This is a genomic window from Curtobacterium sp. ME26, assembly GCF_903970945.1.
GTDB classification, from domain to species: Bacteria; Actinomycetota; Actinomycetes; order Actinomycetales; family Microbacteriaceae; genus Curtobacterium; species Curtobacterium citri.
The window spans coordinates 1-9,965 of record NZ_CAJCKG010000077.1; the positions used below are offsets into that span (position 1 = coordinate 1).

General features: G+C 74.6%; 9 protein-coding genes. 4 read left to right on the top strand and 5 right to left on the bottom strand.

The genetic code is table 11. The annotated features are described in order from the left end of the window. Positions 1-290: 290 nt before the first annotated feature. Positions 291-926 carry a histidine phosphatase family protein gene (locus H7A69_RS16540; protein WP_182048048.1) on the bottom strand — a complete coding sequence of 212 codons (636 nt, stop codon included), beginning with the start codon at positions 924-926 and terminating at the stop codon, positions 291-293. Continuing rightward, positions 923-1,798: a Sir2 family NAD-dependent protein deacetylase gene (locus H7A69_RS16545; RefSeq protein ID WP_182048056.1), complete on the bottom strand. Its 876-nt coding sequence runs from the start codon at positions 1,796-1,798 to the stop codon at positions 923-925. The genes H7A69_RS16540 and H7A69_RS16545 overlap by 4 nt, the downstream gene beginning before the upstream one ends. Before the next feature lie 74 nt (positions 1,799-1,872). Here H7A69_RS16545 and H7A69_RS16550 point away from each other — a divergent pair, with 74 nt between their 5' ends. Beyond that, positions 1,873-2,703: a TrmH family RNA methyltransferase gene (locus H7A69_RS16550; RefSeq protein ID WP_182048049.1), complete on the top strand. Its 831-nt coding sequence runs from the start codon at positions 1,873-1,875 to the stop codon at positions 2,701-2,703. A gap of 9 nt (positions 2,704-2,712) precedes the next feature. On the opposite strand, the gene H7A69_RS16555 is transcribed toward H7A69_RS16550, so the two are convergent. Both H7A69_RS16555 and H7A69_RS16560 read right to left on the bottom strand, forming a co-directional pair. Continuing rightward, a complete protein-coding gene (locus tag H7A69_RS16555) occupies positions 2,713-4,308 on the bottom strand; it encodes an AtzH-like domain-containing protein (protein WP_182048050.1) in 1,596 nt (531 codons plus the stop codon). Further along, positions 4,305-5,450, bottom strand: a complete 1,146-nt coding sequence (locus tag H7A69_RS16560) for an acetamidase/formamidase family protein (RefSeq protein ID WP_182048051.1) — start codon at positions 5,448-5,450, stop codon at positions 4,305-4,307. The genes H7A69_RS16555 and H7A69_RS16560 overlap by 4 nt, the downstream gene beginning before the upstream one ends. 127 nt (positions 5,451-5,577) lie before the next feature. Here H7A69_RS16560 and H7A69_RS16565 point away from each other — a divergent pair, with 127 nt between their 5' ends. Next, on the top strand, positions 5,578-6,825 hold the full coding sequence (locus H7A69_RS16565) for a D-alanyl-D-alanine carboxypeptidase family protein (protein ID WP_182048052.1): 1,248 nt from the start codon (positions 5,578-5,580) through the stop codon (positions 6,823-6,825). Positions 6,826-6,835: 10 nt separating this feature from the next. Then, positions 6,836-8,239: a serine hydrolase domain-containing protein gene (locus H7A69_RS16570; RefSeq protein ID WP_182048053.1), complete on the top strand. Its 1,404-nt coding sequence runs from the start codon at positions 6,836-6,838 to the stop codon at positions 8,237-8,239. Between the two features lie 43 nt (positions 8,240-8,282). Here the strand turns inward: H7A69_RS16570 and H7A69_RS16575 are convergent, their stop codons facing one another. Beyond that, positions 8,283-9,077 (bottom strand): SGNH/GDSL hydrolase family protein, encoded by a 795-nt coding sequence (locus H7A69_RS16575; protein ID WP_182048054.1) that lies wholly within the window; start codon positions 9,075-9,077, stop codon positions 8,283-8,285. Positions 9,078-9,100: 23 nt separating this feature from the next. Between H7A69_RS16575 and H7A69_RS16580 the strand changes: the two genes are divergently transcribed. After that, positions 9,101-9,965: acyl-CoA dehydrogenase family protein (locus tag H7A69_RS16580; protein WP_182048055.1), on the top strand; the 865-nt coding region annotated here is incomplete at its 3' end.

Here is a 9,965-nt window from a genome sequence, read left to right on the forward strand (position 1 = left end):
GGTCAGGTGTACGGGCTGCGTACCTTGGTTCTTCAGCGACGATATGGCGGTTTGTTTTTTTTCAAGCAGAGGACGGCATGCGATATTCTCCGGAGTGACTGGAGTGCAGACGTGTGCTCTGCCGATCCCCGAACGCGCGGTCGAGGTCGTCCGGGTCGTCCCCGGGTCCCGTCGGTTGTGTCGTCATCGCCTCCCCCTCCGAGCACGCTGGCCGTCCGATCGTGGATCGGAGCCTAGCGGCGGGCAGGGACAGTGGCGCTCAGCGCCGTCCGGACAGCGACGGGAGTCGCTCAGCGGCGCTCGAGCGGGTTCTGCTCCACGAACGACTCGTCGCCGGTCTGCTCGGAGACCTCGTCGAGCGGGTCGTCGAACCGGACGAGCTCGGCACGGAAGCGCTCGGGGTCCCAGCGGAAGGAGTGCACCGACCCGTTCCGGATCGGCGTGGACCAGCGCTCGGCGGTCCCGGGGGCCGCGGCGTTGACGACGCTCCGGATCACCGCGCCGTGCGTTGCCACCACCACCGACCCGGCGTCGAAGCGGACGGCGATCTCGGCGAGGGTCTCGGTCGCCCGCGCGAGGAGTGCGGCGCGGGACTCCCGCCCGGGCACGTCGTCGTTCGGGTAGCGCTCGGTCACCTCGGTGTCGGTGAGCCCCTCGGCCTCGCCGTAGGACCGTTCCGCGAGTCCCGGGTAGGTGGTGGGCTCCGGCAGGCCGAGGTGGCGGGCGATGATCGCGCCCGTCTCGGAGGCCCGCGAGAGCGGGGACGCGACGACGGCGTCGAAGTGCCGCCGTCCGAGCAGGAGCGCCGTGGCGGCGGCCTGCGACCGGCCGGTGTCGTTGAGGGGGATGTCGGTCGAGCCCTGGATGCGGCGCTGTGCGTTCCAGTCGGTCTCGCCGTGCCGGACCAGGGTGAGGAGCGTCGTCACCGGTCGATCATCGCAGACGACCCGGAGGACGGGTCCGTCGTGTCCGGTCGGCTCGCCGCGGGCAGGAGCCGCGCGGCCAGGGCCTCGAGCGTCTCGGTCGTGCCGGCGTCGATCTTGGCGACGGCCCGACGGTCGCTCCGCGTCGCGCCGCGGTTGACGATGACGACGGGGCGCTTCCTCCGGGTGGCGTGGTCGACGAGCCGGACGCCGGAGTTGACGGTGAGCGACGACCCGACGACGAGCAGGGCGTCGGCGTCGGCGACGATCGACACCGCCTCGCGGAACTTCTCGGCCGGCACGAACTCGCCGAAGAAGACGACGTCGGGCTTGAGCACGCCGCCGCACACCGAGCAGTCGGGCACCCGGAACCGCTCCACGTCGGTGATCTCGACGTCACCGTCCGGCTGCAGCTGGACGGTGCCGGGCTCGTCGATCCACGGGTTGTCCCGGTCGAGGACGGCCGCGAGGTCGGCGCGGGAGAACACCTGCCCGCAGGTCAGGCACACCGCGCGGTCCATGGAGCCGTGCACCTCGACGACCCGGCGCGACCCGGCACGCAGGTGCAGGCCGTCGACGTTCTGCGTGACCACGCCGCCGACGACCCCGGCGTCCTCGAGCGCCGCGAGCGCCCGGTGACCGGCGTTCGGGCGCGCCGCCGCGAAGGTCCGCCAGCCGAGGTGCGACCCGGCCCAGTACCGCTGCCGCTTGGCGGGGTCGGCACGGAACTCCTGGAACGTCATCGGCTTCCGCACGACGCGGCCGGCGCCGCGGTAGTCGGGGATGCCCGAGTCGGTGCTCAGTCCGGCTCCGGACAGCACGGCGATCCGCTTGCCCGCCAGGAGCTCCACGACGCGGTCGAGCTCGTCCTGCATCGGGTCGGTCAGCACGTCGTCCACGGTACCCTCAACAGCCGAACGCCCAGCCGCCTTCCCACGAAACGAGCCCCGTGCACCCCGTCCGCATCGACTCCCTCGACGACCCCCGTCTCGACGACTTCGCCCGGCTCACCGACGTCGCGCTCCGCCGGGTGACCGAACCCGAGGGCGGCCTGTACATCGCCGAGTCGAACACGGTCATCGAGCGGGCGGTCCGGGCCGGCCACGTGCCGCGCAGCGTCATCGTGCAGGAGAAGTGGCTCGACAGCGTCCTGCCGCTCGTCGCCGACCACGACGGACCGGTGTTCGTCGGCCCGGACGCGCTGCTCGAGGAGCTCACCGGGTTCCGGATGCACCGGGGTGCCCTCGCGGCGATGCACCGCCCGGTCCTGCCGTCCGTCGCCGACGTCGTGCGCGACGCCCGGGTCGTCGTCGTGCTCGAGGACGTCGTCGACCACACCAACGTCGGCGCGGTGTTCCGGAGCGTCGCCGGCCTCGGCGCCGACGCCGTGCTCGTCAGCCCGCGCTGCGCGGACCCGCTGTACCGCCGGAGCGTCCGGGTGAGCATGGGCACCGTGCTGCAGGTCCCGTGGACGCGCATCGGCGAGTGGCCGGCCGCCGGCGAGGAACTCCGGGCACAGGGCTTCCACCTCGCCGCGATGGCGCTCACGGACCGCTCGGTCGACCTCGACGCGTTCGTCGCCGACGTGCCGGAGCGGGTCGCGCTCGTGATGGGCACCGAGGGTCAGGGGCTCACCGACGCCGCGATCGCGTCCGCCGACACGACGGTCCGCATCCCGATGGCGCACGGCGTCGACTCGCTCAACGTCGCGGCCGCGAGCGCGGTCGGGCTCTGGGCGGTCACGCACGCGCAGCGCGCGGCGCGGCCCGCGGCCGGCTGACCTCGGCACTCACGCCGTGACGGCCGGGAGGCCCGCCCCCACCCCGTCGGACGTCCAACGTGTCGCCGTGGTCACCAGGGCACGGTCCGTCCCGGCCCCGCCGGTCAGGCACAGCCCGACGGGTGCCCCGCCCACCGTCAGCGCGGGGACGCTGAGCGACGGGACGCCGCCGACGCTCGCGAGCGCGGTCATGGTGGTCGTCGCGGTGCGGACGCGTTCGAGCTCGGCCGTGTCCGAGGCGAGCGCCGGCGCCGGACCCGGTGCCGTGGGCGTCACGAGCAGCCGGCCGACGAGCGCCGTCCGGACCGCGGCACGGACGCCGTCGAGGCGGGCGCGTGCCTCGGCGACGGCTGCCGGGGGGTTCGCGGCCGCCGCGGCGAACCGGGCACCGACGACGGCACCGAGCGCTCCCGGGTGCGCGGCGATCCACGGACCGTGGACCGCCGTCGCCTCGGCGCCCTGCACGAGCCGGAGGAGTTCGCGCAGGTCCTCGAGCGGCGCGAGGCCGAGGTCGTCGAGCGTGACGACGGGCAGGTCCCCGACGGCGTCCCCGAAGGCCTCCCGGGTCGCCGGGTCCGCGGCGGCGACGAGCTCGGCGAGAACCACCGGTGTACCGGCGTCGGCGGTCGGCGATCGATCGGGGACCGAGGCGTCCAGGGCGCGGAGCAGCGTCGTGGCGTCCCGGGTGAGCCAGCCGACGGTGTCGAACGACGGCGCGAGCGGCAGCAGCCCCGCACGGTCGACGAGACCGTGGGTGGTCCGGAGGCCCCAGAGGCCCTGGTAGGACGCGGGGATCCGCAGCGAACCCGCGGTGTCCGTGCCGAGGCCCACGTCCGCCGTCCCGGAACCGACGGCCGACGCGCAGCCGCTGGACGAGCCTCCCGGCAGGGCGGACGGGACGGCGGCGTTCGGCGGCGTGCCGTGGTGCTCGTTCCGTCCGGTGAGCGCGTAGGCGAACTCGTCGGTGCGCGCGATGCCGCGCACCGACGCGCCGGCGGCGAGGAGCGCTGCGACCGCCGTGGCGGAGGCGGCGGCGGGCGTCGACTCGTCGAGGAAGGTCGGGTTGCCCGCGCCGGTGCGGTGTCCGGCGACCGCGTAGAGGTCCTTGACCGCGACGGTGGCACCGTCGAGCGGGCCGCTGCCCGTCGGTGCCAGGAGCGGGTCGCCGACGACGCGCCAGACGGTCGTGTCGAGGGCTCGGGGACGGCCGGTGACGTGCGCCGCGGCGATCCGCCACGTGTCGGCGTCGCGCTGCCACAGCTGCGTCTGCAGACCGGAGCCACCGGCGTGCGAGGTCGAGACCGAGACGACCAGCGCCAGGTCGTCGGTGAGCGGCCGGACCTCGACGCGGGTGAGGCTCCGTGGGGCGATCCCGCCGCGGGCCTCGCGGAAGGCGCTGATCGCGGCGTGCCCGACCAGGAGGCCGCGGTCGTCGCCGCGCATCGTGTCGGGGGAGCGGACGAAGGCGTCGTCGAGGGCGGGCAGGTCGTCGGCGGCGAGGGCGCGCTCGTAGGCGTCGAGCGCCGCGAGGAGCCCGTCCGGAGCGGCGGCCGACCCCTCCGGCGCCGGCGTCGAACCGTCGGGCGACGGCGTCGAGGCGGTCACCGGACGTCCGCGAAGTCGGCCTTGCGGATCCGGGCGTGGGCACCGGTGACGAGGTCGACGACCTGGGAGACGTCGAAGTCCGTCGCGGCGCTGAGGTACGCGTACGCCAGGTGCGGCTCCATGCCGTACCGCGCCCCGAGGATCGCGATCGCGTGCCGGACGCAGGCGCGGACGGCCTCGTCGAGGTCGGGGTCGAGTCCGGTCGGCACGAGGTGCTCCTGCGTCTCGACGAGTGGCCACACCAGCTCGCCGAACCGCTGCGCCGCCTCGGCGGCCGGGGTCACGTCGAACCGGATCGTCGCCCGGAGCGACGCCTCCATCGCGGTGAGCGCCACCTCGCCGTCGCCCTGCGCGAAGTGCGGGTCCCCGACGTAGGCGAGCGCGCCCGGCACGAGCACCGGGAGGTGGAGCTGCGCGCCCACCTGCAGCAGGTTGACGTCGAGGTTCCCGCCGTGCCGCCCCGGTGGGACCGAGTGCCGGCGCTCCCCGGGGGTCGCGACGCCCATGATGCCGAGGAACGGTGCGAGCGGGAAGTGCGCGGCGCGGTCGCCGCCCTCGGTGAGCGGGATGCGTCCGCGCGGGCCGTCGGCGCCGGGGACGCGGTCGGCGGGGACGACCTCGGCGAACACGCTGACCGTGCGGCCGTCGACGGGGTACTCGCCGTGCAGGGCGCCGCGGCCGTGCCGGTTCGACACGACCCCGTACGGCACGCGCGGCAGGGTCTCGAGCACGGTCATGGTGAGCACGTCGCCGGGCTCGGCCCCCTCGACGGCGATCGGCCCGGTCACGACGTGCGGACCGTCGGCCTCGGGGTCGCGCCGTCCGGCACGGGCGATCGCCACGGCGTCCTCGAGCACGTGCTCGCGGGGGACGCCGTGGCGTGCGAAGAAGGCCACCGGGTCGCTTCCCTGGTCGGGGAGGATCCCCTCGTGGCTGACGGTGTCGACGGTGACGTCGTCGCCGGACGCCACGGTGAGCACCGGCCGGTCGTCGGCGTTCGGCAACCGACCCCACAGGACCTCGTCCGCCACCGCCGGCAGGTACCGGGCGGACCGGACCGGGCCGGACCCGGGCTGGAGCACCGGGAGACCGGTGGGGGCGGCAGGGGTGGTGTCGACGTCCGGGGTGGTTCCGTGGAGCATGGTCAGCACGCTAGGGCCGACGGCACCGGCGTCGTGGCCCGGACGCCGATGTTTTACGTGTTCGTCACACGGGGTCGCCTCGCGCGTCCAGCCGAGCCCGCGGGACCGCCGACTACGCTGTGGTGCCGTGCCACGAGTCGTCCGCAGCCCCCGATCCGCCGTCCGGAGGCCCCTGACGATCGGCGTCGTCGTCGTGCTCCTGCTGGCCGTCGGCTACCTGGTGGCCGCGGCCGTCGTGCCGTTCGCCCCGGCGAGCGCCACCACCGCCCGGTACGTGCCGCCGACGTCGACGCTGCCGGAGCTCCGCTTCCCGGGCTACGGAGCGACCGCGGTCCAGGCCACCGGGTTCCCGGAGAGCCTCCGGACGAGCGGGGACACGGATCCCCGGTCGATCGCGAGCATCACGAAGGTCGTGACCGCGCTCGTCGTGCTCGACGAGAAGCCCCTCGAGGTCGGGCAGGCGGGTCCGTCCATCCGGTTCGACGCCGAGATGCAGGCCCTCTACGCGACCTACCTCGCGAAGAACGGCGAGGTCGCGCCGATGCCGGACGGCCTGCGGCTGTCCGAGTACCAGACCATGCAGGTCATGCTGATGAAGTCGGCGAACAACTACGCCGGGTCCCTCGCGCTGTGGGCGTTCGGTTCGATGGGCGCCTACGAGCGCGCGGCCGCGGCCTGGCTCGACGAGCACGACCTCGACCACACCACCATCCACGAGCCGACCGGCCTCGACCCCGCGAACCGGTCGACCGCGACGGACCTCGTCCGGCTCGGGCAGCTGGCCCTGGCGGACCCGGTGGTCAAGGAGATCGTCGGGACGGAGCGGGTCACCGTTCCCGGTGCCGGCGCGATCGAGAACTCGAACAAGCTCCTCGGCCTGGACGGCATCGAGGGGATCAAGACCGGCACGCTCGACGAGGCCGGCGCGTGCCTGCTCTTCGCGGCGACCTACGAGCGGGGCGGTCGGTCGGTGACGGTCGTCGGCGTGATGCTCGGCGGCGTCGACCACGACGCGCTCGACGTCGACGTGCAGCGGCTGCTGCGGTCGGTCGCCGACAACTTCCAGGTCGTGACGCTCACGCACGCCGGGCAGACGTTCGGGACCTTCTCGACCCCCTGGCGCGACGAGGCCGACGCCGTCGCGGCGAAGCCGGCCGAGGTGCTCGTCTGGGGCACGACGGCCGTCACCGCGAAGGCACGCCTGCAGCGGATCACCTTCGGCGAGCGCGGGGAGCGCGTCGGCGCGGTCCGCTTCACGATCGAGCACCACGACCCGGTGACCGTGCCGCTGGTGCTCGAACGGTCCATCGAGGACCCCGGCGTCTGGTGGCGGTGGACGAACCCGTTCCAGGGCGTGGACGCCGCCGCCGCGTAGTGTCGGCGGCGTGACGACGACGTTCCCCCGCAGCACCCCGTCCGCCCTCGGCATCGACGCACGTGGGGTCGCCGCGTTCCTCGACGCCCTCGAGTCCACGCCGGACGTCGAACCGCACAGCATCGTGCTGCTCCGCCACGGCCGGCTCGCGGCGTCGGGCTGGTGGGCGCCGTACGCCGCCGACCGCGTGCACCTGCTCTACTCGCTGAGCAAGAGCTTCACGGCCGCGGCCGTCGGGATCGCGGTCCGTCAGGGCCTGGTCGACCTCGACGCGACCGTCCTGTCGTACTTCCCCGAGCTCGACGCCGACGTGACGGACGAGCGGAGTCGTCGGATGCTCGTCCGGCACCTCCTCGCCATGGCGAGCGGTCACCGCGAGGAGACCCTCGAGCGGGCACGGGCAGCCGACCCGGCAGACCTCGTGCGCGGCTTCCTGCTGACCCCGCCGGACGAGGAGCCCGGCACGGTCTTCGCCTACAACCAGCCGTGCACCTTCACGCTCGGCGCGATAGTCCGGCGCGTCACCGGTGGCTCGCTCGTCGAGTGGCTCCGGCCGCGCCTGCTCGACCCGCTCGGCATCGACGACCTCGCCTGGACGCGCGACGGGACCGGCGCGGAACTCGGCTTCAGCGGCTGCCACGCCCCGACGTCGGCCGTCGCAGCACTCGGCCAGCTGTACCTGCAGCGCGGCGTGTGGGACGGCGAGCGGATCCTCGACGAGGACTGGGTCGAGGCCGCAACGACCGCGCAGGTCGCGAACCCCGACGAGGAGAACGTCGACTGGCGGCAGGGCTACGGCTTCCAGTTCTGGATGGCACGCCACGGCTTCCGTGGCGACGGCGCCTACGGCCAGTTCTGCGTCGTCCTGCCGGAGCAGGACGTCGTCCTCGCGCTCACCGGGCAGAGCCTCGACATGCAGGCCGTCCTCGACGCGGCCTGGCAGCACCTGCTCCCCGCGATCGACGGTCCGACCGACACGTCTGCGGACCCCGAGGCGGGTGCGGACACCCGCACAGGCGCGGACGCCGCACTGGAGGCGCGGCTCGCCGCCCTGGGGCTGCCCCCGGTCGCGGGCGGTCGCCTCACCGACGACGCTGCCGGGTCCTACGAGACGGCCGGTGTCCTCGAGGGCCTCCGGCTCGAGCGGGACGCCGATCGCTGGCGCGTGACCGTCGACGTCGACGGCGGGCTGCTCTCGGTCCCGGTCGGCGAGGGGGAGTGGGCGACCGAGGGGCCCCTGGCGGCGAGCGGGGCGACGGACCCCGACGGCTCGGTGCACCTCGGGGTGCGCTTCGTCGAGACGCCGCACGCCGCGCGCCTCCGCCTGGACCCGGCACGGGGCACGGCGACGGCGGAGTGGGTCACGCAGCCGCTCCACGACGGTCCGCTCACGCTCCGCCGCCCGGCCGACTGAGGACCGCCGGCGGTCGGAGGCGGACGGCGGCGGCCGGCGGTCGTCAGGGCGTGTCGGAACCGCGCGCGACGACCGGCAGCAGCTCGGGCCGCTTCGGTCGGACGCCGTCGCCCGAGGACGTGTGCCGGATGCGCCGCACGACCCACGGCACGAGGTACTCGCGCGCCCAGCCGAGGTCCTCGACGCGGGCCTCGCGCCACGGCCGGGCCTCGAGCGGCTCCGGGACGAACGGCTCGAGACCGTGGTCGACGTCGAGCGCGTCGAGCACGGCCGCGGCGACGGTCGCGTGCCCGGTCGGGGAGTGGTGCAGGCGGTCCGGTGCCCACATCCGCGGGTCGCGCAGGACCCGCAGCGCCCACATGTCCGCCACGACCGCACCGTGCTTGAGCGCGATCGCGTGCAGGTTCTCGTTGTAGACGGCGGTCTTGCCGCGCACCATGCCGAGGACCGGGGTCATGCCGACGTCCGGGCCGGTGAAGAGCACGACGGTCGCCCCGTCGCTCCGCAGCCGCTCGACCATGCCGTCGAAGCGCTCGGCGAGCTCGTCCGGGTCCGAGCCGGGCCGGATGATGTCGTTGCCGCCCGCCGACACCGTCACGAGGTCCGGGCGGAGGGCGAGGGCGGGCTCGACCTGCTCGTCGACGATCTGCCCGAGCAACCGGCCGCGGATCGCGAGGTTGGCGTAGGCGAGACCGTCGGTGCGGTGGGCGAGCACCTCGGCCACCCGGTCGGCCCAGCCGCGGTTGCCGCCGGGGGCGGTCGGGTCCGGGTCCCCGATGCCCTCGGTGAACGAGTCACCGATCGCGACGTACCTGGTCCACGGATGACGATCTGACACCCGTGCGACCGTAGTCTCGTGCCATGACGATGGGCAACACGTCGGCGTGGACGCTGCCGGAGGACCTGCTCGAGCGGATCGCCGGGCGGGCACCGCGGTACGACGCCGAGAACGTCTTCTGCGCCGAGGACCTGGACGAGCTGCGCGCGGCGGGGTGGCTCCGGATCGGGGTGCCCGTCGAGCGGGGTGGCTCCGGGCTCGGGCTCGCCGCGACGGCTGCGCTGCAGCGGCGGCTCGCGCAGGCCGCACCGGCGACCGCGCTCGGACTCGGGATGCACCAGGTCTGGGTGCAGGCGGCGCGCGCGGTCGCCGCGCGGGGTGGGACGTTCCTCCAGACCGTCACCGACCACGCCGCCGACTACCACCTGCTCGCCTTCGGGGTGAGCGAGCCGGGCAACGACGCCGTCCTGTTCGACTCGTCGACGACGGCGGAGCCGGACGGCGACGGCGGCTACCGCTTCACCGGGACGAAGGTCTCGACGTCGCTGGCGCCGGCGTGGGACGTGCTGAGCGTCTTCGGCAAGGACACCAGCGGGCCGGAGCCGCGGCTCGTGCACGGCTTCGTGCTCCGCTCCGACGGCGACGTCGAGCACCTCGACGACTGGGACACGCTCGGCATGCGCGCGACGCAGAGCCGGACCACCCGGCTGCACGGCGTGCACGTGCCGGCCGACCGGATCGTGCGGGTGCTGCCGGTCGGACCGACCGCGGACCCGCTCGTGTTCGGCGTGTTCGCCGCGTTCGAGCTGCTCGTGGCGTCGGTGTACGTCGGGATCGCGTCGCGCGCGCTGGAGCTCGCCGTCGCGGCGGTCACCGCTCGCCACGACCGGGACGGGGTGCCCCTCCATCCTCCCATGCCGTCGAGGCTGGCCGCGCGGCACCGCATCG